This window comes from Streptomyces antibioticus, from assembly GCF_002019855.1.
In the GTDB taxonomy this organism is placed as follows: Bacteria; Actinomycetota; Actinomycetes; order Streptomycetales; family Streptomycetaceae; genus Streptomyces; species Streptomyces antibioticus_B.
This window is the reverse complement of sequence record NZ_CM007717.1, coordinates 2831667-2854634: the sequence shown is the minus strand read 5'-3', so window position 1 is coordinate 2854634 and position 22968 is coordinate 2831667. Positions and strand designations below refer to the sequence as shown.

The following is a 22968-nucleotide window of genomic DNA, read 5'->3' as shown; positions in this document are numbered from 1 at the left end:
GGGGGTCGGGCGGGGTGCGGTGTGAGCTGTGCGGGGGTGCGGGTGGGGTGTGGCGTGAGTGGTGCGGGGTCGTGAGTGGTGCGGGGTCGTGGGCGGTGCGGGGTGGGGGCGAGCCTTGTGGGGGTCACGGGCGGGGTGCGCGGGGCCCAGGGGGCAGGGCTCAGGCTGCGGGCGAGGGGGATGTGCGGGTCTCGGGCTGCGCGTGGCTGGGTGCGGGGCGGTGCTGGTCGTATACGAGGCTCGGGGTGTGTTCGAAAGGCGAGGTGTACGCCGGTACGGGGGCCGTCAGGAGCCTCCGTCCCGGCGTACGTTCGGGCGGGGTCGGCGGGACAGGGCCGGGCTACGGGCGGAGCAGGACCTTGCCGACCTTCGGGTCGCCGGAGCCCACCAGGTCGATCGCCGTCGCGAAATCGGACAGGGGCAGCTCGTGTGTCACCAGGGGGAGCGGGTCCAGCAGACCCGCCCCGAACACCCGCACCGTGTGCGACCAGGCGTCCGGCGGCGCGCCGAAGACGGTGTGGACCTCCAACTGCCGTACCACCAGGTCTGTCGGGTCGAGCCCGTCCGCGCCCGGCGCCGGGATCCCGGTCAGGACCAGCCGGCCCCCGCGCCGCAGCAGACCGGCGGCGGTGCGCGCGGCGGACGCCGAACCCGCCGTCTCGATCACCACGTCGAAGCCGTCGGGCAGCTCCTGGTCCCGGGTGCGGAAGCCGGTCGCCCCGAACTGCCGTGCCAGCGCCTCCCGGTCGCCCCGCGTGCCGACCACCAGCAGCTCGGCCGGTGAGCCCGCGCGCAGGAACTGCACGGCGAACATCCCCAGCGTGCCGGTGCCGACCACCGCCACCCGCTCACCCGGCAACGCCCGCGCCTTGACCGCCGCGGCCGCGATGCACGCCGCGGGTTCCAGCAGCGCGGCCGCGGTCAAGTCGGCCGTATCGGGCAGCACATGCAGCAGCCGGGCCGGCAGGGTGAGCGTGGCGGCCATCGCCCCCGGCTGGGTGAAGCCCGTCTCCTCGTACCCGTGCGCGCACAGCGTGGTCTCGCCCGCGTGACACCGGTCGCAGACCTGGCAGTTGCGGAACCCCTCGCCGACGACCTTGCGTCCGGTCAGCGAGTCGGGCACCCCGGCGCCGACCGCCGCCACGGTCCCGGACCACTCATGCCCCGGGGTCAGCGGGTAACGGACGTACTCCTCGGGCCGGTTGCCCTGGTACACCTCGCGGTCGCTGCCGCAGATGCCGACCGCGTGCACCCGCACCAGCGCCTCCCCGGGACCGGGCTCCCGGGGCGTGTGCGCGACCAGCCGGTGCGTGCCCGGCGCCTCGACGACGACGGCCGTACTCACCGCGTGCCCTTCGGCTTGCGCTGCTCCCAGCCCTCGGCCCACAGGTCGAACCGGGCCTGCTGCTGCGGGAATTCGGCGGCCGCGTCCACGTCCAGCTCGACCCCGAGACCGGGCGCGTCGGAGAGGTGGAAGTACCCGTCGATCACCTCGGGCGCGCCCTTGACGACCTTCTTGATCTCCGCGTCGGCGAAATCGTTGAAGTGCTCAAGGATCTTGAAGTTGGGGGAGGTGAAGCCGACTTGGAGGGAGGCGGCGGTGAGTACGGGCCCGCCCACGTTGTGCGGGGCGACGAGCACGTAGTGCGCCTCGGCGGTCGCGGCGAGCTTCCGGGTCTCCCAGATGCCGCCGATGTGGCCGACGTCCGGCTGGATGATGTCGACGGCCTGGCTCTCGAACAGCTCGCGGAACTCGATGCGATCGTGAATGCGCTCACCCGTGGCGACCGGGATGTCCACCTTGGCGGCCACCTTCTCCAGCGCCTTGAGGTTCTCCGGCGGGCATGGCTCCTCCAGCCAGGCCGGCTCGAACGGCGCCAGCTCCCGGGCCAGCCGGACGGCCGTGGCGGGGGAGAAGCGGCCGTGCATCTCCAGCATCAGCTCGGCGTCCGGACCGATCGCGTCCCGGACGGCCTCGATGAGGGAGACGGCGTACCGGGTGCCCGCGTGGTCCAGCTCGAAGTGGCCGGTGCCGAAGGGGTCGATCTTCAGCGCCTGGTATCCGCGCGCCACGACCTCCTGGGCGGCCTTGTGGTACGCCTCGGGCGTCCGCTCGGTCGTGTACCAGCCGTTGGCGTACGCCTTGACCTTGTCCGTCACCTTGCCGCCGAGCAACTGCCACACCGGTACGCCGAGGGCCTTGCCCTTGATGTCCCAGCACGCCATCTCGACGACCGCGATGCCGGACATCACGATCTCGCCGGCGCGGCCGTAGTCGCCGTACTTCATCCGCCGGGTGAGGTCCTCGACGGCGAACGGGTCGGAGCCGAGGATGTGGTTGGCCTCGGCCTCCTTGAGGTATCCGATCAGGGCGTCGGTGTGGCCCAGCATCCGGGTCTCGCCGACCCCCGTGAGGCCCTCGTCGGTGTGCACCAGGACGTAGGTCAGATTGCGCCATGGCGTTCCGACCACGTGCGTGCTGATTCCGGTGATGCGCACGGAAGTTACCCTTCGGCTGTTCGAGATTTCGTCACTCGTTCGAAATGTTGGCGTGACAGTAAGGACGGGGTGAGCGGGGTGTCAATGGGCTGGACGGATAACGGTTTCGACAGTTTCGCTCAGGTGTTTCGGGTTTAGATCATCTGTTCCTACACAACCTTCACAGCCGCCTCTAGGAACGTGACCTTCCGGGAACCTACTCTTCCCGGGTCATGGACTACTGCCTCCCGTGCCGACGGCACCTCAACGGCGCCCTCGCCTGCCCGGGGTGCGGCGCGCCCGCGCCACAACCGGACACGTACGCACAGCAACCGCTTGCGCGGGAGCGGCGCGTGGAGGCGGGGGGCGGGGACGACTCGGGTGTCCCGGAGGGCTCGGGTGGCTCGAAGGACTCGGGCGACGCGGGTGACGCGGAGGGCGCGGAGGGCGCGGACAGCTCGGGTGACGCGGGTGACTCGGGTGCGGAACCTCAGGGACGGGCGGCCCGCCGTCGCGGCGGCAAGCGCGCCGTCGGCCCCGCCGGTGCGGACGCGGGTGCGGAGACGAGCCGTCGCGATCGCAAGGCGGCGGCCCACCGCAGGCGTCGCAGGCGCACCGTGCTGATCACCGCCGGTTTCGTCCTGGCGGCGGGCGGGCTGAGCCTCGCCGAGCTGGGCATCGACGCGCCGGGCTTCTCCTCGCCGAACCCCGCGGTGGCCGGCGGTGAGTCGTCGGAGGTGGAGGACTCGACCCCGGAGCCGAGCACGACGGCGCTGCCGCTGGACGACCGGGAGGACACGGCCACGTCCTCGCCGTCCCCGGACGCGTCGGCCTCTCCGTCGGAGTCGGAGTCCCCGAAGGAGGAGGACGAGGAGAGCGAGTCCCCGGCCCCGGACCCCCAGTCGGCCTCGGCCCCCGCCGTGACCCCGGCCCCCTCCGCCCCGGCGGACCCGGCCTCCACCCCACCGGCCGACCCGCCCCCGTCGTCCCAGCCCCCGAAGCCGTCACCTTCGGAAACCTGCAACCGCTTCCTGTGGTGGTGCACGTAGGCATGGCGATGCTCGCCCTCATCGGAGTCCTGGCCCTCGTGATCGCCGGCTGCGCCTGCGTCTGGTGGACCTCCCGCGCCGACGACGCCCCGCGCTGGGCCCGCGCGGTCTCGGCCGCGACCCTGGCCCTGGCGGACCTGCTCTCGACACCGTCCCGCAGATCCCGCCGCGGCGGCTCGGACGACGACTGACGGACCCGCGCCGCGACGGCTCGGGCGACGACCGACGGACCCGCGCCTCGGAGGTTCAGGCGACGACTGACGGACCCGTGCCGCGGCGGCTCGGGCGACGGCCGACGGACCCGCGCCTCGGAGGTTCAGGCGACGACTGACGGACCCGCGTCGCGGCGGCTCGGGCGACGACTGACGGACCCGCGCCGCAGCGGCTCGGGCAACGGCCGACGGGTCCCGCCCCGCGCGGCGCCCGGCGCCCGGCGGGAGTCAGTGCCCGCCCGCCCTACTCCGCCGCCGCCCCCAACATCCTCTCCAGTAGCCCCCGCAGCACCCGCCGCTCCTCCTCCGCCAGCCCCGCCAGGGGTTCGCGGGCGAAGCGGAGGGAGGTGCGGAGGGACTTGGCGACCCGGCGGCCCTCCTCCGTCGTCGCGGCCAGCTTGACGCGGCGGTCGGCCGGGTCGGGGCGGCGTTCGACCAGACCGCGGGACTCCAGGCGGTCGACGATTCCGGTGACGTTGGACGGCTCGCACTTCAGCTTGCGGGCGAGCTTGCGCATGGGGAGCGGCTCCAGCGAGAGCAGGCTCAGCAGACGGGCCTGCGCGCCGGTGAGCGCGTGGTCCGCGGCCGCCTCCTCGTAGTCCGCGTAGAAGCGGGCCACGACCTCGCCGATCAGCTCGACGACCTCCAGGGTCAGCGGGTCCGGGGGCGGGGTCCGGGGTGTGAGGGCGGTCATGGTCAGAGGGTACCCCGTTTACTTGACATGCTGAAATATTCAGGCGCATGGTTGTTTCAGGTAGTGAAACATTCTGTGTCCGTCTCGAAAGGCGCCCCCCCATGACCGACTCCACCGGCTCCGCCCTCCCCGTCACCGGCCGCGAATGGCGTCTGCTCAGCCGTCCCGTCGGCTGGCCGAAGGCCGAGGACTTCGAGCTGGCGGAGGCCCCGGTCCGGCAGCCCGGCCCCGGTGAGGTGCTGGTCCGCAACGCGTACGTCTCCGTCGACCCGTACATGCGCGGCCGTATGAGCGCCGCGAAGTCGTACGTCGCCCCCTTCGAGCTGGGCAAGGCCATGCAGGGCGGTGCCGTGGGCGAGGTGATCGCCTCCGCCGCCGAGGGCGTCGCGGTCGGCGATCACGTGCTGCACTTCGGCGGCTGGCGCGAGTACGCCACCTTCGACGCCCGCCAGGCCGTCAAGGTCGACCCCGCCGCCGCGCCGCTCTCCGCCTACCTCGGCGTCCTCGGCATGACCGGCCTCACCGCCTACGCCGGTCTGCTGCGCACCGCCGCCTTCAAGGAGGGCGACGCGGTCTTCGTGTCCGGCGCGGCGGGCGCGGTCGGCAGCCAGGTAGGCCAGATCGCCCGGCTCAAGGGCGCCTCGCGGGTCATCGGCTCGGCGGGCTCCGACGACAAGGTCAAGCTGCTCGTGGAGGAGTACGGCTTCGACGCGGCGTTCAACTACAAGAACGGCCCGGTCGCCGAGCAGCTCCGCGCGGCCGCCCCGGACGGCGTCGACGTCTACTTCGACAACGTCGGCGGCGACCACCTGGAGGCCGCGATCGGCTCCCTCAACGAGGGCGGCCGGATCGCCGTCTGCGGCATGATCTCCGTCTACAACAACACCGAGGCCACCCCCGGCCCGAAGAACCTCGCCCGCCTGATCCAGACCCGCGGCCGCATCGAGGGCTTCCTCGTCAACGACCACCAGGACCTCCAGCCGGAGTTCGTCCGAGAGGTCGGCGCCTGGCTCCGCGCGGGCACCCTGAAGCACCGCGAGACGGTGGTCGAGGGCATCGAGAACAACCTGGAAGCCTTCCTCGGCGTCCTGCGAGGCGACAACACGGGCAAGATGATCGTCAAGCTCTGACACCGGCCCCTGCCACCGCGGCCCCCGACCGGATCCCCCGGCCGGGGGCCGCGACCGCATCACCCGACGGCCCCCGGGCCGGGCCACGCGGCGCCTGCCGACCGAGCCGATCGGCTGCCCCCCCGGGCCCGGTCACCCGGTTGCGCCTCCCTGGGCCCAGGCACCCGGTCGTGCCCATGGGCCTGGTCACTTGGCGGTGCCCCTGGCCGCATCGCCCGGCGGCGCCCCCGGGCCGGGGCACGCGGCGCCTGCCGACCGGGCCGATCGGCTGCCCCCCCGGGCCCGGTCACCCGGTTGCGCCTCCCTGGGCCCAGGCACCCGGTCGTGCCCATGGGCCTGGTCACTTGGCGGTGCCCCTGGCCGCATCGCCCGGCGGCGCCCCCGGGCCGGGGCACCCGGCCCCACGGGCCGCATCGCTCGGCGGCGCCTCCGGGCCGGGTCACCCGGCCCCACGGGCCGCATCGCCCGGCGGCGCCCCCGGCCGGGGCACCTGGAGGCACACCCCTGGGTGGAATCGCTCGGCGGCGCTCCCTGGGCCGGATCATCTGGTGGCGCCCGCCGGGCTGAGGCACGCGGCGCCCCCGGGCCGGGGCACGCGGTGCCCGCTGGGCCGAGGTGCCCGGTCGGCCCCGCCCGCATCACCCCGCCGCCAGCGCCGCCCGGTGCACCGCCGCCGCCAGGCGGTCGTTCTCCGGTGCCGCGCCGCCCGGGAAGGCGAAGCGGCGGCGGGTGTAGCCGTACGCCAGGCCGCTGCGCGGGTCCGCGAACGCCTGGGAGCCGGCTGCGCCGCTGTGGCCGAAGGTGCCGGTGCCGAGGAACGGGTGCCAGGTGTCCGCCGTCGCCTGGAAGCCCAGGCCGTACGACTTGTGGGCCCGTGCCACCAGGTCGTAGCCGACGGAGTGGACCTGGCCGAACTCCGCCGCCGTGTCCTCCTTCAGCAGCGGCGCCTTGCCGCCGACCTCGCTGATCGCCGCCGCGTACAGGCCGGCCAGGCCGCGGGCCGAGGCGACGCCACCCACCGAGGCCGGGCCCCGGCTCCGCACCAGCGGATCGTTCGGCAGGAGTTCCAGGTCGGTCGGCTCGGCGGCGTGCCGGTTGAAGGCGATCGAGGCCAGGGTGTGCGGCCCGACCGGCAGGGAGTCGAGGAGCGCCCGCTGCTCGGCCGTCGGCGCCATCGGCTGCGCGCTGCGGAACCGCGGCTCGTGCGCCGACGGCAGCCCCAGGAAGAAGTCCAGCCCGTACGGCGCGCGCACCCGCTCCGCGTACACCTCCTGGAGCGTGCGGCCCGTCGCCCGCCGCACCACCTCACCCGTGAGCGCGCCGATGACCAGGGCGTGGTAGCCGAAGGCCGTACCGGGACGCCAGAACGGCCGCTGGTCGGCGAGGCGTTCGGCGATCTGACGGTCGTCCGCCAGCTCCCGCGGCGAGAAACCGGTGTCCGTGCCGACCACCCCCGCCCGGTGCGCCAGCAGATCGCGCAGCGTGAGCTGCCCCTTGCCCTCGGAGGCGAACTCCGGCCAGTAGTAGGTGACTTTGCGGTCCAGCTCCAGCGTGCCGTCCTGCACCAGCAGCGCCACCACCAGATGGGCCGCGCCCTTGGTCGACGAGAACACCCCGTACAGGGCATCGGGCCCCGCCCCGCCGGCCCACAGGTCGACGACCCGTCTGCCGTGCACGTACGCCGTCAACTGCCCCTCGTAGTCCGGCAGTTCCCCGGCGACGAACGAGGCGAACTCCTCCCGTACCGCCTCGAAGCCGTCGGCCACGGTGCCGTGGATCTCCTGCGTGTCCGCCATCCCAGTCATCCGCTCTCCTCAGCCGGCCTTCCACAGACCGGTACGGCGAGGTGTACCCGTTCGACTCAACTGTGACAGCGGGGTGTCGGTGTCACCGATACCCCGGACGGCCTAGAGGCCCTTGTCCCGGCCTCGGGCTAGAGTTCGGCCATGCGAGATCTTGGGGTGGGGTTCCGGTACCTCCTGAAGGGCCAGCGCTGGGTGGCCCGGCACGGCAAGCAGTACGGATTCGGGCTGCTTCCCGGCCTGATCACACTCGTCCTCTACATCGCCGCGCTCGTCGCGCTCGCGGTGTGGGGCGCGGACTTCGTCGGCTGGGCGACGCCCTTCGCCGACGACTGGTCCAGCCCCTGGCAGGGCCTGTTCCGAGGCTTCCTCACCGCCGTGCTGTTCGCCCTCGGCCTGCTGCTGTCCGTCCTCACCTTCACCGCCGTCACCCTGCTGATCGGCCAGCCCTTCTACGAGAGCCTCTCGGAGAAGGTCGACCGGGACGTGTCCCCCGACGGCACCGCACCGCAGTCCACCCTGCCCCTCTGGCAGGAACTGTGGATCTCCGCCCGCGACAGCCTGCGCATCCTGGCCCGCGCCCTGGTCTGGGGCCTGCTGCTGTTCGCCTGCGGATTCATCCCGCTCGTCGGACAGACCGTCGTCCCCGTGATCGGGTTCTTCGTCACCGGCTTCTTCCTCACCGAGGAACTGACCTCCGTCGCCCTCCAGCGCCGCGGCGTCGACCTGCGCGCCCGCCTCGCCCTGCTGCGCACCCGCAAGACCCTGGTGTGGGGCTTCGGCACCCCGCTGGCCGTGTCCTTCCTGGTGCCCTTCGTCGCCGTGTTCCTGATGCCGGGCGCGGTCGCCGGCGCCACCCTCATGGCCCGCGAACTGCGCGGCGAGGAGATCCAGGAGGACGGCGAGAACGACGGGGACGACGACGCGAACGGCGGGAACGGCGGCGGCGACTCCGAGGAGATCACCGCGTGACCGAGATCCTCGCCGTCGCCGTCATCACCGTCCTGGCCGTCGTCGCCCCCGGCGCCGACTTCGCGATGATCGTCCGCAACAGCTACCTCTTCGGCCGCCGCACCGGACTGCTCGCCGCCACCGGCGTCGCCGCCGGCGTCCTCGTGCACGTCACCTACACCATGCTCGGCGTGGGCCTGCTGATCGCGTCGTCCACCGTCCTGTTCACGGTCATCAAGGTCATCGGCGCGGCCTACCTGATCTACATCGGCGTCCGCACCTTCCGCACCAAGGGCGACGTCGAGATCGACCTCACCGCCGGCACCGAACTCACGCCGTTCGCCGCGCTGCGCGCCGGGTTCCTCACCAACGTCCTCAACCCGAAGACCACGCTCTTCGTCGTCTCCACGTTCTCCCAGGTCGTCAGCCCCGGCACACCCGTCGCCCAGCAGGTCGGCTACGGCCTGTTCATGGCGCTGGCGCATCTGCTCTGGTTCGGCGTCGTCGCCGTGTTCTTCTCGCAGGAGCGGATGCGCACGCTGATGCTGCGCGCGCAGAAGGTCCTCAACAAGGTGATCGGCACGGTCCTCGCCGGCCTCGGCATCAGCCTCGCCTTCGCACCCGCCCACTGAGGACCCCGCCCACTGAGGACCCCGCCCACTGAGGACCCCGCCCTCTGGCTTCGGGCTACTCCCCGGCCGCCACCGCCAGGATCGCCCGCACCTGCGCGACGATGTCCAGCCGGTTCCGGACGAACTCCGGGTCGGTCACCTCCGTGGTGTTGCCGGCGCCGAACTGGAGCACCGGCGTGTGCACATGCCCGCCCGGCAGCCGACCGTGCAGCCCGAGCCGGTCGCGCAGCAGCGTCGCCCGGTAGGCGATCTCGTTGGAGAGATAGTCGCCGCCGCCCCCGGCCCGCGCGAGCGACCCCGCGGTGGGCCCGTCCGGCCGTACGACGGCCGTGGTGCCGCCCGCCGGTATCTCGGTCACGCTCGTGTTGTCGTAGACCGGGAACCGCCCGGTGGCGGCCGCCGTGATCGCCGCGTACGGCAGGGTCGTCGTCGTCCACTGCGGCTGCCCGGCGGGGTCGGCGACCGGGATCGTACCGGTGTCGCCGACGTTCTCGTTGTCCGCGAAACCGCCGCGCCAGGCGCCGTTGGTGCGCTCCACGTCGAAGCGGCCGACCCGGCCCTGGCTGACGGTCGCGAACAGATCGACGCGCGGCAGATACGGCCGCAGGGTGCGCTCCACCGTGCCCTCCGCGAAGTCCCGCCAGCGCACCGGGAACACCACCGCCTCCACCCGCGCGGGACCGTCCGCCGTCTCGATCACCGTGCCGTCGAGGGCGAGCGCACTGGCCCCGGACGGGTTGGAGATCCGGATGTCCCGGTCCAGGGTGAACGGGTCGAAGCCGGTCACCAGGACCCGCTTGAGCCCCTCGGTGCGCGGATACCCGATGCCGGTCTGCCCGCGCGAGGTGCGCTCCAGGGAGTCGAGCAGCGCGCCGCGCTGGGCCTCACCGAGCCCGAACTCCGGCTCCCAGGTGCGCACTTCACGGCTCAGACCGAGCCGGGCCCAGTACAGCGGCCGGTCGTCGTCCCGGCTCAGGTCGCCGCCCGCCGGACCGCGGCCCTGCGCCCGGTCCACGGCCCGCCGCCACAGCGCGGTGCCCTCGCGGACGACGATCCGGCGGGCCTGCGCGTAGGAGCGCGCGTCCGCCAGCAGCCGGGCCAGCCGCGGGGCGAGCGCGTCGAACCCGGAGCGGGCCAGGATCTCCTGGGGAACGGCCCGGTCCAGCCGCAGTTCCTCGACGGTGGGGGCGGGTGCGGCCGGGGCCGCGGTCGCGGTGGCGGGGGCGGAGAGTCCGGCCAGCAGGGCCAGTCCGAGGAGACCGACACGAACGCGTAGTGCGTGCACAGGAGTTCAGGTCCTTCCGTCGCTGTGGGGGAAGCGTGGTGCGGGACCGGGGAAGTATCCCGTGACGGAAGGGGCCGGCGCCATGGCGCGCGTTTCCGCCGGACGGGACCGGCCCGCCGATGCACGATGGAACGACCGCGCGCCCGCACTCGACGAGGAGGCCCCCATGGCAGCAGCAGGACCCGAGGTGGCGACCCAGGCCGGACCCGGCACGACGACCGGCACCGTGTCCGACGCTGTGCCCGACGCCGCGACCGAGCACGCCGTCGAGGCCGCCCTCGTCCGGCTCGACCTGGACGCCAAGGCCCGGCTCCTGGCCGGGCAGGACACCTGGTCGCTGCCCGCGCTGCCGGAGATCGGCCTCGCCTCCCTCGTCATGTCCGACGGCCCGATCGGCGTCCGAGGGGTGCGCTGGACCTCCGACGACCCCTCGATCGCCCTGCCCTCCCCGACCGCCCTCGCCGCCACCTGGGACCCTGCCCTCGCCCGCCGCGCCGGTGCGCTGCTCGCCCAGGAGGCCCGCCGCAAGGGCGTCCACGTGCTGCTCGCCCCCACCGTCAACCTGCACCGCTCCCCGCTCGGCGGCCGCCACTTCGAGGCGTACAGCGAGGACCCGTACCTCACCGGCCGGATCGGCACCGGCTATGTGACGGGCGTCCAGGAGGGCGGCGTCGGCACCACCGTCAAGCACTTCGTCGCCAACGACGCCGAGACCGAGCGCTTCACGGTCGACAACCTGATCGGCGAACGCGCCCTGCGCGAGCTGTACTTGGCCCCCTTCGAGGCCATCGTCAAGGACGCGCGCCCCTGGGGCGTCATGACCGCCTACAACTCGGTCAACGGCACCACGATGACCGAGCACCACCATCTGGTGAACGAGGTGCTGCGCGACACCTGGGGCTTCGACGGCGTCAACGTCTCCGACTGGTCGGCCGCCCGCGACACCGTCCGCGCCCTGCGCGGCGGCCTCGACCTCGCGATGCCCGGCCCGCGGACCGTCTACGGCCCCGCCCTCGCCGAGGCCGTGCGCGACGGCCGCCTCGACGAGTCCGAGGTCGACACCGCCGTACGCCGCGTGCTGCGCCTGGCGGCCCGCGTCGGTGCCCTGGCCGGCGCCGGACCCGCCGTCACCGACCCGCCCGCGGACCTCGACGGCGAGGCGCTCGCCCGTGAACTGGCCCGCCGTTCCTTCGTCCTGGTCCGCAACGAGCGCGCGGCCCTGCCGCTGCGGCCCGGCACCACGGTCGCTCTGCTCGGCGCCGCCGCCCGCGACGCCCGGATCCTCGGCGGCGGCTCCGCCGTGGTCTTCCCGGCCCGGACGGTCTCCCCGCTCGACGGCCTGACCGCCGCCCTCCCAGAGGGCGCCCTCACCTACGCCGTCGGCGCCGACCCCGACGAGGAACTCGCCGTCGCCGACCGGGGGTTCGCGCTGCGCGCGGTCTGCCGGGCCGCCGACGGCACCCTGCTCGGCACCGGCTCCGCGCCCAACGGGCACATCCAGTGGATGGGCGCCGACCTCCCCGAGGGTGTCACCCACGACCGGCTGCGCACCGTCGAACTGACCGGCACCTTCACCCCGCGCGAGAGCGGCGTCCACACCTTCGGCACCCGGGGCCTGGGCGCCTTCCGGCTCGCCGTCGGCGGCACCGTGCGCTTCGAGGGCGTCGAACGCCCCGAGAAGAAGGACCCGTTCGCCGCCTTCTTCGGCGGCCCGGTGGAACGCGCCCGCGTCGAACTGACCGCGGGCGAACCGGTCGACGTCTCCCTGACCTATGTCGTCGAGCTGCCCGCGGACGGCCCGCTGAAGATCGTCACCTTCACCCTCTGCCACCAGGAACCCCGGCGCGACCCCGACGAGTTGATCGCCGAGGCGGTCGAGGCCGCCCGCGCCGCCGACACCGCCGTGGTCGTCGTCGCCACCACCGAACGCGTCGAGTCCGAGGGCCACGACCGCGCCGACCTGCGGCTGCCCGGCCGCCAGGACGACCTGGTCCGCGCCGTCGCCGCCGCCAACCCCCGCACCGTCGTGGTCGTCAACTCCGGCGCCCCGGTCGAACTGCCCTGGCGCGAGGAGGTCGCCGCCGTGCTGCTCACCTGGTTCCCCGGCCAGGAGGGCGGCGCCGCCCTCGCCGACGTCCTCACCGGCGCCGAGGAACCCGGCGGACGGCTCCCCACCACCTGGGGCTCCCTCGCCGACGCCCCGGTCACCCGGGTCGCCCCGGACGACGGCCGACTGCCGTACGACGAGGGCGTCCTCATCGGCCACCGCGCCTGGGAGCGGGCCGGCCGCACCCCGTCCTACCCCTTCGGCCACGGCCTCGGCTACACCGACTGGGCCTACGAATCCGCCGAGGTGACCGGGACGGCGGCGGAGGGGACGACGGTGCAGGTGCGGGTCCGCAACACCGGCACCCGCCCCGGCCGCGAGGTCGTGCAGGTCTACCTCGCGCCCACCGAGCCCCACGCCGGGCCCGACGCCGACCAGCCGGACCACCCGGACCACCCGGATCACCCGGACCAGCCGCACCGCCCGGCCCGCTGGCTCGCCGGGTTCGCCGCCGTCGAGGCCGGACCGGGGGAGACCGCCGAGATCACCCTCGACCTGCCCCGGCGCGCCTTCGAGATCTGGGACGAGACCGCTCACCGGTGGTTCTTTGTGAAGGGTTCGTACGAAATCCAGGTGGGACGCTCGATCGCGGACCGCAGGATCGGCGTGGCGGTTACCGTCTGAAGCGGGCCCCAGACGCCCCCCTGAGCAGCCCCGGTCCGGGACCCTGACCCCTGGACCGGGGCTTACTGACAGGCTTCTGTCGGTTCTGCGACTAGCGCGCCGAGAAGCCGTACACCGTCTCCGAGCGGTACACCTCGCCCGGCCGCAGCTCGGTGCTCGGGAACTCCGGCCGGTTCGGGGAGTCCGGGAAGTGCTGGGTCTCCAGCGCGATCCCCTCCCCGGGCAGGAACGGTTCGCCCAGGTGGTCCGCCGAGTACACCTGGATGCCGGGCTCGGTCGTCGCCACCGTCAGCACCCGCCCGGACCCCGGGTCGTACAGCTCGGCCACCTCCACGGGAGCGGCGGTGACGCCCTTGTCGAGCACGAAGTTGTGGTCGTAGCCGGGCCCCAGCTTGCGCGGGGTCCGGAAGTCGAAACGGGTGTCCGCGACCTCGGCCAGCTCCCCGGTCGGGACGAGGTCCGCGTCCACCGGCGTGTACCGGGCCGCCGCGAGCCGCAGTTCATGACCCCAGGCGTTCCCGGCGCCCGCCAGGTTGAAGTAGCTGTGGTTGGTCAGGTTCACCAGGGTCGGTTCGTCGGTCACCGCCTCGTACGCGAGGCGCAGCGCGCCCGACGCGTCGAGCGTGTAGGTCGCCGTGACCTCCAGCCGGCCGGGGAAGCCCTCCTCGCCGTGCGGGCTGACCCGGCTCAGCCGCAGCCCGTGCTCGACCGGCGTCACCTCCCACACCCGCTTGTCGAAGCCGCGGGGGCCGCCGTGCAGGGAGTTGGGCGCGTTGTTGGGCTCCAGCGCGTACGTCACCCCGTCCAACGGGAAACGGGCGTGCGCGATCCGGTTCGCGTACCGTCCGATCAGCGCGCCGAGAAAGGGCTCCGGGTGCGTGACATAGCCGTCCAGGTCCGCGAACCCCACCACCACGTCCGCCGTCCGCCCGTCCCGGTCCGGGACCTCCACGGACTGCACGATCCCGCCGTACGACAGCACCCGCACCCGGGTGCCCGCCCGCTCCAGCGTCCAGCGGTGCACCGCGGTGCCGTCGGAAAGTGTTCCGAAGTGTTCGCTCATGAGCGGAACATTAAGTCACGGCCCGGCGGACGCCCCAGTCACGGCACCTTCGCGACCACCTTCCGGTAGGCGATCTCCGCCAGCCGCGCCTGTCCGTCGGTGCTCGGATGGAACCAGTCCCAGTGGCTCAACTGATCCGTGCCGAACCGGAAGTCGTACACCGCGCCGCCGTCGAACCGGCACCGCTCGTCCTTCGCGCAGACCTCCTCCAGCACCGCGTTGTAGTCCTCCACGCGCCGCTGCACGGTGTCGCGGCGCTCGGTCGCCGCCGTGTCCAGCGCGTCCGCGTCGCCCAGCATCGACGGGCAGATCCCAAGCTTCCACACCTGCTTGCCCAGCACACTGGTGCGCCCCTGCGCCCACAGCCGCTTCAGGTTCGGCACGCTCGCCACGTACACCTGCGCCTTCGGCACCTCACGGCGCAGCGCGCGCAGCGCGTCCTGGAAGTCGGCGCGGAACTCGGCGACCGGCGTCATCGCCGCGGTGGACGCCCGGCACGCGTCGTTCGCCCCCGCCATCACCGTCACGAGCTGCGGCTTTCTGGCCGCGGCCCGGGTCATCTGGGCCGGCAGGTCCGCCATCCGCGAGCCGGTCACCGCGTAGTTCCAACTGTGCGTGGCCGCCTTCGCCGTACCCAGCAGCCGGACCGCCAGGCTGTTCACCTCGGCGCTGGCACCGGTCGCCCAGGACACCTCCGGGCAGTCCTGGAGGACCGAACAGGCGTCGAAACCACGCGTGATGGAGTCGCCCACCGCCGCCATCGACGACGGACTGGAGTCCCACAGCGGGGTCGGCGACGGCGACGGACTCACCCGCCCCGCCCGGTCCCCGGACGGCGCGTCGCCCCCGCCGCCCAGCGCGTCACAGCCGGCCAGCCCCAGCACGGCGGCCGTGGTGACGGCCAGCCCCGCGCGCGCCCGCCGGTATCGCATCCGCATCCCCTGATGATCCCCTCGTTCTCGGTGCAACGCCCCCTCATGACAACGTCCGGGAGTTCCCGGACCCCCGCCCGGCGCGGACCCGGCCGGGGCCCCGCCCCGACCGCGGCCCGCGGAACACGGCGGACAAGATGGCCCACAAGAGGGAACGCGCGACCCCGCTCCAGGCGTCCTGCCGGGTGAATGGCGGCGGTTTCGGGGCACCGGGACCGACGGTACGTCACACTCCTTGCACCGCCGCACGGTAGCCTCGCCATCAACGCGGCTGCCTGCCACCGCCGCCACACCAGCCAGCAAGACTGTCCCGCTCTGCCCGGAGGTCCCGGTGACGACACGTGGAGTTCTGTACGTGCACTCCGCGCCGCGCGCGCTGTGCCCGCACGTCGAGTGGGCCGTCGCCGGGGTGCTCGGCACACGCGTCAGCCTCGACTGGATCCGGCAGCCCGCCGCGCCCGGCACCTGGCGCTCGGAGTTCTCCTGGCAGGGCGAGGTGGGCACCGCCTCCAAACTCGCCTCCGCGCTGCGCGGTTGGCATCTGCTGCGCTTCGAGGTCACCGCCGAGCCCTGCGCCACCGCCGAGGGCGAGCGCTACAGCTGCACCCCCGACCTCGGCATCTACCACGCCGTCACCGGCATCCACGGCGACATCCTGATCCCCGAGGACCGGCTGCGCGCCGCCCTGCTGCGCAGCCAGCGCGGGGAGACGGACCTGGAGGCCGAGCTGGCCAAGCTCCTCGGCAAGCCCTGGGACGACGAACTGGAGCCCTTCCGCTACGCCGGCGAGGGCGCCCCGGTGCGCTGGCTGCACCAGGTGGTCTGAGGGCCGTACCGCCCGCCGTACCATCCGCCCTATCGCCCGCCTGTGACAGCAAAGGGGCCCCACCTCGAAAGGTGGGGCCCCTTCACACGCGTACGCGCGTCTCTCAGACCGTGCGGAACGCCAGGACCACGTTGTGCCCGCCGAAGCCGAACGAGTCGTTCAGCGCGGCGATACGGCCCTCCACGGGCAGCTTGCGCGCCTCGCCGCGGACGATGTCGACGTTCGCCTCGGGGTCGAGGTTCTCGACGTTGATGGTCGGCGGGGCCACCCGGTGGTACAGCGCCAGGATCGTCGCCACGGACTCGACACCGCCGGCGCCGCCGAGGAGGTGACCGGTCATCGACTTGGTCGCGGAGACCGCGAAGTGGTCCGCCTCGTCCCCGAAGACCTTCCGCAGCGCCTTCAGCTCGGCGATGTCACCGGCCGGCGTGGAGGTGGCGTGCGCGTTCACGTGCACGATCTCCGCCGGGTCCAGGTCGGTGTTGTCCAGCAGGTTCTGCAGGGCGTGCGAGATGCCGCGGCCCTCCGGCTCCGGCTGCACGATGTCGTGCGCGTCGGCGGAGATGCCCTGCCCGACCGCCTCGGCGTACACGCGGGCCCCGCGCTTCGCCGCGTGCTCGGCGGACTCCAGGACGACCACACCGGCGCCCTCGCCCATCACGAAACCGTCGCGGGCGACGTCGTAGGGGCGCGAGGCGGCCTGCGGGTTCTCGTTGTTCTTGGACATCGCCATCATGTTGCCGAACGCGGCGATCGGCAGCGGGTGGATGGCGGCCTCCGTACCACCGGCGACGACGACGTCGGCGCGGCCGGTACGGATCATCTCGATGGCGTAGCCGATGGCCTCCGCGCCCGACGCGCACGCCGAGACCGGCGTGTGCACGCCCGCGCGGGCGCCCACGAGCAGACCCACGTTGGCGGACGGGCTGTTCGGCATCAGCATCGGCACGGTGTGCGGGGAGACCCGGCGGACGCCCTTCTCCTTCAGCACGTCGTACTGGTCGAGGAGGGTGGTGACACCGCCGATGCCGGAGGCGATCACGGCGCCGAGCCGGTCGGGGTCGGCGGCCGGGTCCTCACCGGCCCGGCCCTCGAAGCCGGCGTCCTTCCACGCCTCCTGGGCCGCGATCAGCGCGAACTGCGCCGAGCGGTCCAGCTTGCGGGCCTGCGGCCGCGGAATGACCTCGGTGGGCTCCACGGCGACCGGGGCCGCGATACGGACGGCCTGGTCGGCCGCCCAGTCCTGCTCCAGGAGCTGCACACCGGACCTGCCGGCGATCAGCCCCTCCCAGGTAGAGGCTGCGTCGCCACCCAGCGGTGTGGTTGCGCCGATACCGGTGACGACCACGGTGCGATTGGTCGGGCTCACGGATTCTTTCTCCAACGTGACGAGGATTCAGCGGCGCCACCGCCGGGTGGCGGGGCAGTCCGGCCCAGGGGACCGGGGTGGATCAGCCCTGGTTCTTGAGGATGTACTCGGTCGCGTCGCCGACCGTCTTGAGGTTCTTGACGTCCTCGTCCGGGATCTTGACGTCGAAGCGCTCTTCGGCGGCGACGACGACCTCGACCATGGACAGCGAGTCGACGTCCAGGTCGTCGGTGAAGGACTTGTCCAGCTGGACGTCCTCAACCGGGATGCCGGCGATCTCGTTGACGATGTCGGCGAGACCGGCGACGATCTCTTCCTGAGTGGCGGCCATGGTGGCGCTCCTTCTTTGGTATCCAGAGGGTGTGGCTGTGGTGCTTCATCCCGCCCCGGATCGCATGATCCGGCACGGAGTGCCTAGGGGAGGGTAACGACAGTGGCGGCGTAGACGAGACCCGCCCCGAATCCGATGACGAGCGCGGTGTCGCCGCTCTTCGCCTCGCCGGTCGCCAGGAGCCGCTCCATCGCGAGCGGGATCGAGGCGGCCGAGGTGTTGCCGGTGGTGCGCACGTCCCGGGCGACCGTGACGGACTCCGGCAGCTTGAGGGTCTTCACCATCGAGTCGATGATCCGCTCGTTGGCCTGGTGCGGGATGAAGACGTCCAGGTCGGCGGCGCTGATCCCGGCGGCGTCCAGCGCCTCCTTGGCGACCTTCGCCATCTCGAACACGGCCCAGCGGAAGACCGCCTGGCCCTCCTGCGTGATCGCGGGGAACCGCTCGACGGTGCCGTCGCGGTAGTCCGTCCACGGCACGGTCTGCTTGATGGTCTCCGACTTGTCGCCCTCGGAGCCCCACACCGTCGGGCCGATCGCCGGCTCGGTGGACGGGCCGACCACGACCGCGCCCGCGCCGTCGCCGAACAGGAAGGCCGTCGCACGGTCCTCCAGATCGGTCAGCTCGGACAGCCGCTCCACGCCGATCACCAGGACGTACTCCGCCGAACCCTCGACGATCATGCCCTTGGCGAGCGTGAGGCCGTAGCCGAAGCCCGCGCAGCCCGCCGAGATGTCGAAGGCGGCGGCCTTGGCGGTCCCCAGCTTGTCGGCGATCTCGGTCGCCACGGCCGGGGTCTGCTTGAAGTGCGAGACGGTCGAGACGACCACGGCGCCGATCTGCTCGGCGGCGATCCCGGCGTCGGCGATCGCCTTGCCGGACGCCTCCACCGACATGGCGGCCACGGTCTCCTCGGCGTTCGCCCAGTGCCGGGTCTCGATGCCGGAGCGCGAGCGGATCCACTCGTCGGAGGAGTCGATCGTCTCCAGGATGACCTCGTTGGGCACCACCCGGACGGGACGGTAGCCGCCGACGCCGAGGATCCGCGCGTACGGGGCGCCCTTGCTGGGCTTGATCTTCGCCATCAGGGCTCCTCAGGCGACGCCGTGCTCGGCGATGAGCTCGCGAGCGGCGTCGAGGTCGTCGGGGGTCTTGAGCGCCAGCGTTCTGACGCCGGGCAGGGCACGCTTGGCGAGACCCACGAGGGTGCCGCCGGGGGAGACCTCGACGATCGCGGTCGCGCCCAGCTCCTTGAAGGTCTCCATGCACAGGTCCCAGCGGACCGGGTTGGCGACCTGGCCGACCAGCCGGTCCAGGACCTCGGCGCCGGCGGTCACGGTGCCGCCGTCCTTGTTGGACACGTAGGCGACCGTCGGGTCGGCGGCCGTGACGTCCGCGGCGGCCTTGGCGAGGGTCTCCACCGCGGGGGCCATGTGGTGCGTGTGGAACGCGCCGGCCACCTTCAGCGGGACGACCTTGCGGACCCCCTCGGGCTTGTCCTCGTTCAGCGCGGCGAGCTGCTCCAGCGTGCCGGCGGCGACGATCTGGCCCGCGCCGTTGATGTTCGCCGGGGTCAGGCCCAGCTTCTCCAGATGCGCGACGGACACCTCGGGGTCCCCGCCGAGCAGCGCGGACATCCCGGTCCCGGTCACCGCGGCGGCGTCGGCCATGGCCAGACCCCGCTTGCGGACGAGGGCCAGCGCGGCGGTGTCGTCGAGGACGCCCGCGAGGACGGCGGCGGTGAACTCACCGACGCTGTGTCCGGCGACCGCGCCGGGCGACACGTCGCCGAGCGCGGCGGCGGACAGGATGCCGGCGGCCACCAGCAGCGGCTGGGCCACCGCGGTGTCGCGGATCTCGTCCGCGTCGGCCGCGGTGCCGTAGTGGGCGAGGTCCAGGCCGATGGCGTCCGACCACGCGGCGACGCGGTCCGCGGCACCGGGCAGTTCGAGCCAGGGAGTCAGGAAGCCGGGCGTCTGGGCGCCCTGGCCGGGAGCGACGAGTACGAGCACTCTCACACTCTCTCTTGGGGACGGGCAAAGCCGCCCGTGGGGACAGGGACGAAGAACGGCAGGGGGTTTTGTGGACCCCCGACAAAAGCCTAGGTCTGGGGTTCGCCATCCATCAGGCGCCCCAGGATCAGCGCGATCCGCAGCGTGAACGCGGAGCGTACATCCGAAGGCGACCAGCCGGTGACGTCAGTCACACGTCGAAGCCGGTAGCGCACGGTGTTGGGATGGACGAACAGCATCCGCGCCGCGCCCTCCAGACTGCTCGCCTGTTCGAGATAGACCGAGAGCGTCTCCAGGAGCGCCGACCCGGCCTCCTCCAACGGTCTGTAGATCTCCTCCACCAACTGCTCGCGCGCGCTGGGATCACCGGCGATCGCGCGCTCCGGGAGGAGATCGTCCGCCAGCACCGGACGGGGTGCGTCCTGCCAGGCGGAACACGCCTTGAGCCCCGCCGCGGCGGCCTGTGCGGACCGGGTGGCGGCGAGCAGATCGGGTACGACGGGCCCGGCGACCACCGGTCCCGCGGCGAACGGCCCGATCAGCGACTTGGCGACGGCCAGCGGGTTGTCGCTGCCGCCGGCGATGACCACGAGCCGCGATCCGAGCACCCCGGTGAGCACCTGGAGCTTGGCGTGCCGCGAGGCCCGCCGGATCGCCTCGACGGTCAGCTCGGAGTCCCCGTCGGGGGCGGTGCCGAGGACCACGCACACATGCTCCGGCGCGTTCCAGCCGAGCGCCGCGGCCCGGCTCACCGCGCCCTCGTCGGCCTCGCCGCTGAGCACCGCGTTGACCACGAGGGACTCCAGCCGGGCGTCCCAGGCGCCGCGTGCCTCGGCGGCCTGGGCGTACACCTGGGCGGTCGCGAAGGCGATCTCCCGGGCGTAGACCAGCAGCGCCTCCCGCAGGACGCTCTCGTCGCCCGGGGCCGCGACCTCGTCGATCGCGGACTCCATGACCTCGATGGTGGTGCGCACCATCTCCACGGTCTGGCGCAGGGTGATGGCCCGGGTCAGCTCGCGCGGGGCGGTGCCGAACACATCGGTGGAGATCGCCTGCGGCGCGTCGGGGTGCCGGAACCACTCGGTGAACGCGGCGATGCCCGCCTGGGCGACCAGCCCGATCCAGGAACGGTTCTCCGGGGGCATCGCCCGGTACCAGGGCAGGGTCTCGTCCATCCGCGCGATGGCCTGGGCGGCCAGACTTCCGGAGGACTTCACCAGCCGCTTCATGGTCGCGGGGTGCGGGTGCGCGGCGTGTGCCGCCGGGTCGGGGTGAGTGGCTTCGGGTTCGGGCACGGTGACAAGACTGCCTTATCGGGACGCGAACGTGCGCCGGAGGGTCGTGGGGCCGCGGGACGGGGCGGGCCCCGGCGGGACTACGGTGGGTCCGTGATGGACGTACGCCGCGCCGACGCGCGCTACCCCGGAGGGGACCCGGCGGCCGGCATCGAGACCCGGCACGCGTTCTCCTTCGGCCCCCACTACGACCCGGACAATCTGCGCTTCGGGGCGCTGATCGCCTGCAACGAGGAGCGCCTCGCCCCCGGCGCCGGCTTCGACGAGCACCCGCACAGCCACACCGAGATCGTGACCTGGGTGGTGGAGGGCGAGCTGACCCACCGCGACTCGCGCGGACACGCGACGACCGTGCGGCCCGGGGACGTCCAGCGGCTCGGCGCGGCGTCCGGCGTGCGGCACGTCGAGCGCAACGACGGCCCGGACCCGCTCACCTTCGTCCAGATGTGGCTGGCCCCGCTCGACCCCGGCGGCGACCCGTCGTACGAGATCGTCCGCGGGATCGCCGACGCGACGCCGTACGCCGTCCCCGAGGCCGGCGCGATGCTGCACGTGCGGCGGCTCGTGGCGGGCGAGCGCACGGCGGTCCCGGACGCGCCGTACGTCTACGTCCATGTCGTGCGCGGCACGGTCCGGCTGGACGGCGTGGAGCTGGGCCCCGGCGACGCGGCCCGGATCACCGACGCGAAGGACCTGACGGCGGCCGGGGTGAGCGAGACCGAGCTGCTGCTCTGGGAGATGGCCCAGGCCCTGTTCTAGCGCAGCTCGGCCAGTACGGCGTCCGTGAACGGCGGCCACGCCTCGACCGCCCAGGGGCCGAACGCCCGGTCCGTGAGGGCCACGCAGGCCGCCCCTGTGCTGTTCCCGCCCGCCCACCCTGCGGACGGGTCGATCCACAGGAACGTACCGGACTGCCCGAAGTGACCGAAGGTGCGCGGCGAGGAGGCGGCGCCGGTCCAGTGCGGGGACTTGCCGTCGCGGATCTCGAAGCCGAGGCCCCAGTCGTTGGGGTTCTGGTGGCCGTAGCCCGGCAGGACGCCCTTGGTGCCCGGGTACTGCACGGTCATCGCCTGCGCGACCGTGCGCGGGTCGAGCAGCCGGGGCGCCTGCACCTCGGCGGCGAACCGCAGCAGGTCCTCCACCGTCGACACCGCGTCCTTCGCCGGGGACCCCTCCAGCGAGGTGTCCGCCATGCCCAGCGGCTCCAGCACGGCCTGCCGCAGATACTCGGCGAACGGGATGTCGGTGGCCTTGGCGAGATGGTCGCCGAGCTGCTCGAACCCGGCGTTGGAGTACAGCCGCCGGTCGCCGGGCGGGGCCGTCACCCGGTGCTCGTCGAAGGCCAGGCCCGAGGTGTGCGCGAGCAGATGACGGACCGTCGACCCGGGCGGCCCGGCGGGCTCGTCCAGTTCGACGGCGCCCTCCTCGTAGGCGACGAGCACGGCGTACGCGGCGAGCGGCTTGGTGACCGAGGCCAGCGGGAAGCGCCGCCCGACCGGGCCGTGGGTGCCCAGGACGGTGCCGTCCGCGCGCACCACGCCCGCGGCGGCGGTGGGAACCGGCCAGGTGGCGAGGGACGCCAGGCTTGTCAGGGAGGACATGCCGTCGAGCCTAAGGGGCCGGGAAGGTCAGCCGCATCGAGGGGTCCGGCTTGCGCACGAAGCCGAGGGACGCGTAGAGCGGCTCGGCCGCGGCGGAGGCGTTCAGGTCGACCTGCGGGACCCCGCGCTCCCGGAACCACGCGAGCAGCGACTCCATGCACGCGCGCGCGTACCCGCGGCGCCGGGTCTGCGGGTCGGTGGCGACGCTGAAGACGTGCCCGACCCGCCCCTCGGGGTTGCCGGCCCGTCCGATCCGGTACTCGACCGTCCCGGCCACCAGCGCGGCCAGCGCTCCCGGCCGCTCCGGATGGTCCACCACGAACGCGCCGAAGTCCCCGTCGGGCTCGGCGAGCCGGGCCGTGAGCACGGGGAGCGAGTCCGCGTGCCAGTCCGTGTGCCAGGCCGCGTGCAGGTCCCCGGCACCGCGGTCGGGAAGCAGGGAGTCGATCATCACCTGACGCAGCCGCAGCACCTCGGCGGCGTCCTCGGGCCGGGCCCGGCGTACGGCAGTCATGTCCGGCACGGTAATCGCCGTGATCAGGCCGCGTCCCACGGTTTTCTCACCGGTTCCGCTT

At 73.2% G+C, this 22968-nt stretch carries 22 protein-coding genes; 8 read left to right on the top strand and 14 right to left on the bottom strand.

Going from position 1 to position 22968, the window contains the following annotated elements:
* Window positions 1-340 precede the first annotated feature (340 nt).
* A complete protein-coding gene (locus tag AFM16_RS12670; protein ID WP_078633366.1) occupies window positions 341-1345 on the bottom strand; it encodes a zinc-dependent alcohol dehydrogenase in 1005 nt (334 codons plus the stop codon).
* A complete protein-coding gene (locus AFM16_RS12665; RefSeq protein ID WP_078633365.1) occupies window positions 1342-2499 on the bottom strand; it encodes a mandelate racemase/muconate lactonizing enzyme family protein in 1158 nt (385 codons plus the stop codon). The genes AFM16_RS12670 and AFM16_RS12665 overlap by 4 nt, the downstream gene beginning before the upstream one ends.
* Window positions 2500-2711: 212 nt before the next feature.
* On the opposite strand from AFM16_RS12665, the gene AFM16_RS39015 reads away from it, so the two are divergent.
* Both AFM16_RS39015 and AFM16_RS12650 read left to right on the top strand, forming a co-directional pair.
* Window positions 2712-3527, top strand: coding sequence for an SCO2400 family protein (locus AFM16_RS39015; protein WP_179123268.1), 816 nt, complete (start codon window positions 2712-2714; stop codon window positions 3525-3527).
* Window positions 3528-3529: 2 nt separating this feature from the next.
* Window positions 3530-3718 (top strand): hypothetical protein, encoded by a 189-nt coding sequence (locus AFM16_RS12650; protein WP_078633362.1) that lies wholly within the window; start codon window positions 3530-3532, stop codon window positions 3716-3718.
* A 265-nt stretch (window positions 3719-3983) separates the two neighbouring features.
* Here the strand turns inward: AFM16_RS12650 and AFM16_RS12645 are convergent, their stop codons facing one another.
* Window positions 3984-4433 (bottom strand): MarR family winged helix-turn-helix transcriptional regulator, encoded by a 450-nt coding sequence (locus AFM16_RS12645; protein ID WP_078633361.1) that lies wholly within the window; start codon window positions 4431-4433, stop codon window positions 3984-3986.
* Window positions 4434-4534: 101 nt separating this feature from the next.
* Between AFM16_RS12645 and AFM16_RS12640 the strand changes: the two genes are divergently transcribed.
* The gene (locus tag AFM16_RS12640) at window positions 4535-5563 is read left to right on the top strand and encodes an NADP-dependent oxidoreductase (protein WP_078633360.1); all 1029 of its coding nucleotides are present in this window, start codon (window positions 4535-4537) and stop codon (window positions 5561-5563) included.
* Window positions 5564-6201: 638 nt separating this feature from the next.
* Here AFM16_RS12640 and AFM16_RS12635 read toward each other — a convergent pair.
* Window positions 6202-7368 (bottom strand): serine hydrolase domain-containing protein, encoded by a 1167-nt coding sequence (locus AFM16_RS12635; protein WP_078633359.1) that lies wholly within the window; start codon window positions 7366-7368, stop codon window positions 6202-6204.
* 141 nt (window positions 7369-7509) lie between these two features.
* Here AFM16_RS12635 and AFM16_RS12630 point away from each other — a divergent pair, with 141 nt between their 5' ends.
* Together AFM16_RS12630 and AFM16_RS12625 are read left to right on the top strand one after the other, a co-directional pair.
* Complete coding sequence (locus AFM16_RS12630; RefSeq protein WP_078633358.1) at window positions 7510-8337, top strand: EI24 domain-containing protein; 828 nt, start codon at window positions 7510-7512, stop codon at window positions 8335-8337.
* Window positions 8334-8948 carry a LysE family translocator gene (locus tag AFM16_RS12625; protein WP_078633357.1) on the top strand — a complete coding sequence of 205 codons (615 nt, stop codon included), beginning with the start codon at window positions 8334-8336 and terminating at the stop codon, window positions 8946-8948. Before AFM16_RS12630 ends, AFM16_RS12625 begins: the two co-directional genes overlap by 4 nt.
* A gap of 55 nt (window positions 8949-9003) precedes the next feature.
* On the opposite strand, the gene AFM16_RS12620 is transcribed toward AFM16_RS12625, so the two are convergent.
* On the bottom strand, window positions 9004-10233 hold the full coding sequence (locus AFM16_RS12620; RefSeq protein WP_078633356.1) for a pyroglutamyl-peptidase I: 1230 nt from the start codon (window positions 10231-10233) through the stop codon (window positions 9004-9006).
* Between the two features lie 166 nt (window positions 10234-10399).
* On the opposite strand from AFM16_RS12620, the gene AFM16_RS12615 reads away from it, so the two are divergent.
* Window positions 10400-12964: a beta-glucosidase gene (locus tag AFM16_RS12615; protein ID WP_078633355.1), complete on the top strand. Its 2565-nt coding sequence runs from the start codon at window positions 10400-10402 to the stop codon at window positions 12962-12964.
* 91 nt (window positions 12965-13055) lie between these two features.
* Here the strand turns inward: AFM16_RS12615 and AFM16_RS12610 are convergent, their stop codons facing one another.
* On the bottom strand, window positions 13056-14027 hold the full coding sequence (locus tag AFM16_RS12610) for an aldose epimerase family protein (protein WP_030796773.1): 972 nt from the start codon (window positions 14025-14027) through the stop codon (window positions 13056-13058).
* A 38-nt stretch (window positions 14028-14065) separates the two neighbouring features.
* On the bottom strand, window positions 14066-14965 hold the full coding sequence (locus AFM16_RS12605; protein ID WP_078633354.1) for an SGNH/GDSL hydrolase family protein: 900 nt from the start codon (window positions 14963-14965) through the stop codon (window positions 14066-14068).
* 325 nt (window positions 14966-15290) lie between these two features.
* Here AFM16_RS12605 and AFM16_RS12600 point away from each other — a divergent pair, with 325 nt between their 5' ends.
* The gene (locus AFM16_RS12600) at window positions 15291-15785 is read left to right on the top strand and encodes a DUF3145 domain-containing protein (protein ID WP_030796767.1); all 495 of its coding nucleotides are present in this window, start codon (window positions 15291-15293) and stop codon (window positions 15783-15785) included.
* Window positions 15786-15888: 103 nt separating this feature from the next.
* Here the strand turns inward: AFM16_RS12600 and fabF are convergent, their stop codons facing one another.
* The 5 genes from fabF to fasR form a co-directional block, all read right to left on the bottom strand.
* Window positions 15889-17154: a beta-ketoacyl-ACP synthase II gene (gene fabF / locus AFM16_RS12595; protein WP_030796764.1), complete on the bottom strand. Its 1266-nt coding sequence runs from the start codon at window positions 17152-17154 to the stop codon at window positions 15889-15891.
* An 82-nt stretch (window positions 17155-17236) separates the two neighbouring features.
* Window positions 17237-17485 carry an acyl carrier protein gene (locus tag AFM16_RS12590; RefSeq protein ID WP_030796760.1) on the bottom strand — a complete coding sequence of 83 codons (249 nt, stop codon included), beginning with the start codon at window positions 17483-17485 and terminating at the stop codon, window positions 17237-17239.
* 83 nt (window positions 17486-17568) lie between these two features.
* Window positions 17569-18570, bottom strand: coding sequence for a ketoacyl-ACP synthase III (locus tag AFM16_RS12585; protein WP_030796758.1), 1002 nt, complete (start codon window positions 18568-18570; stop codon window positions 17569-17571).
* A gap of 9 nt (window positions 18571-18579) precedes the next feature.
* A complete protein-coding gene (locus AFM16_RS12580) occupies window positions 18580-19497 on the bottom strand; it encodes an ACP S-malonyltransferase (protein WP_078633353.1) in 918 nt (305 codons plus the stop codon).
* Between the two features lie 89 nt (window positions 19498-19586).
* The gene (gene fasR / locus AFM16_RS12575; protein WP_030796755.1) at window positions 19587-20792 is read right to left on the bottom strand and encodes a fatty acid biosynthesis transcriptional regulator FasR; all 1206 of its coding nucleotides are present in this window, start codon (window positions 20790-20792) and stop codon (window positions 19587-19589) included.
* A gap of 96 nt (window positions 20793-20888) precedes the next feature.
* Here fasR and AFM16_RS12570 point away from each other — a divergent pair, with 96 nt between their 5' ends.
* Window positions 20889-21551, top strand: coding sequence for a pirin family protein (locus AFM16_RS12570; RefSeq protein WP_107419070.1), 663 nt, complete (start codon window positions 20889-20891; stop codon window positions 21549-21551).
* Here the strand turns inward: AFM16_RS12570 and AFM16_RS12565 are convergent.
* Window positions 21548-22393: a serine hydrolase domain-containing protein gene (locus AFM16_RS12565; protein WP_030796751.1), complete on the bottom strand. Its 846-nt coding sequence runs from the start codon at window positions 22391-22393 to the stop codon at window positions 21548-21550. The two genes, AFM16_RS12570 and AFM16_RS12565, sit on opposite strands and share 4 nt — an antisense overlap.
* Window positions 22394-22403: 10 nt before the next feature.
* The gene (locus AFM16_RS12560) at window positions 22404-22907 is read right to left on the bottom strand and encodes a GNAT family N-acetyltransferase (protein ID WP_078636920.1); all 504 of its coding nucleotides are present in this window, start codon (window positions 22905-22907) and stop codon (window positions 22404-22406) included.
* Window positions 22908-22968 lie beyond the last annotated feature (61 nt).

Coding starts and splice junctions, on each gene's coding strand:
- AFM16_RS12590 (WP_030796760.1), bottom strand. CDS start 17,485: ATGGCCGCCACTCAGGAAGAGATCGTCGCCGGTCTCGCCGACATCGTC.
- AFM16_RS12565 (WP_030796751.1), bottom strand. CDS start 22,393: ATGTCCTCCCTGACAAGCCTGGCGTCCCTCGCCACCTGGCCGGTTCCC.
- AFM16_RS12635 (WP_078633359.1), bottom strand. CDS start 7,368: ATGACTGGGATGGCGGACACGCAGGAGATCCACGGCACCGTGGCCGAC.
- AFM16_RS12650 (WP_078633362.1), top strand. CDS start 3,530: ATGGCGATGCTCGCCCTCATCGGAGTCCTGGCCCTCGTGATCGCCGGC.
- AFM16_RS12570 (WP_107419070.1), top strand. CDS start 20,889: ATGGACGTACGCCGCGCCGACGCGCGCTACCCCGGAGGGGACCCGGCG.
- AFM16_RS12630 (WP_078633358.1), top strand. CDS start 7,510: ATGCGAGATCTTGGGGTGGGGTTCCGGTACCTCCTGAAGGGCCAGCGC.
- AFM16_RS12615 (WP_078633355.1), top strand. CDS start 10,400: ATGGCAGCAGCAGGACCCGAGGTGGCGACCCAGGCCGGACCCGGCACG.
- AFM16_RS12610 (WP_030796773.1), bottom strand. CDS start 14,027: ATGAGCGAACACTTCGGAACACTTTCCGACGGCACCGCGGTGCACCGC.
- AFM16_RS39015 (WP_179123268.1), top strand. CDS start 2,712: ATGGACTACTGCCTCCCGTGCCGACGGCACCTCAACGGCGCCCTCGCC.
- AFM16_RS12560 (WP_078636920.1), bottom strand. CDS start 22,907: ATGACTGCCGTACGCCGGGCCCGGCCCGAGGACGCCGCCGAGGTGCTG.
- AFM16_RS12645 (WP_078633361.1), bottom strand. CDS start 4,433: ATGACCGCCCTCACACCCCGGACCCCGCCCCCGGACCCGCTGACCCTG.
- AFM16_RS12605 (WP_078633354.1), bottom strand. CDS start 14,965: ATGCGGATGCGATACCGGCGGGCGCGCGCGGGGCTGGCCGTCACCACG.
- AFM16_RS12585 (WP_030796758.1), bottom strand. CDS start 18,570: ATGGCGAAGATCAAGCCCAGCAAGGGCGCCCCGTACGCGCGGATCCTC.
- AFM16_RS12640 (WP_078633360.1), top strand. CDS start 4,535: ATGACCGACTCCACCGGCTCCGCCCTCCCCGTCACCGGCCGCGAATGG.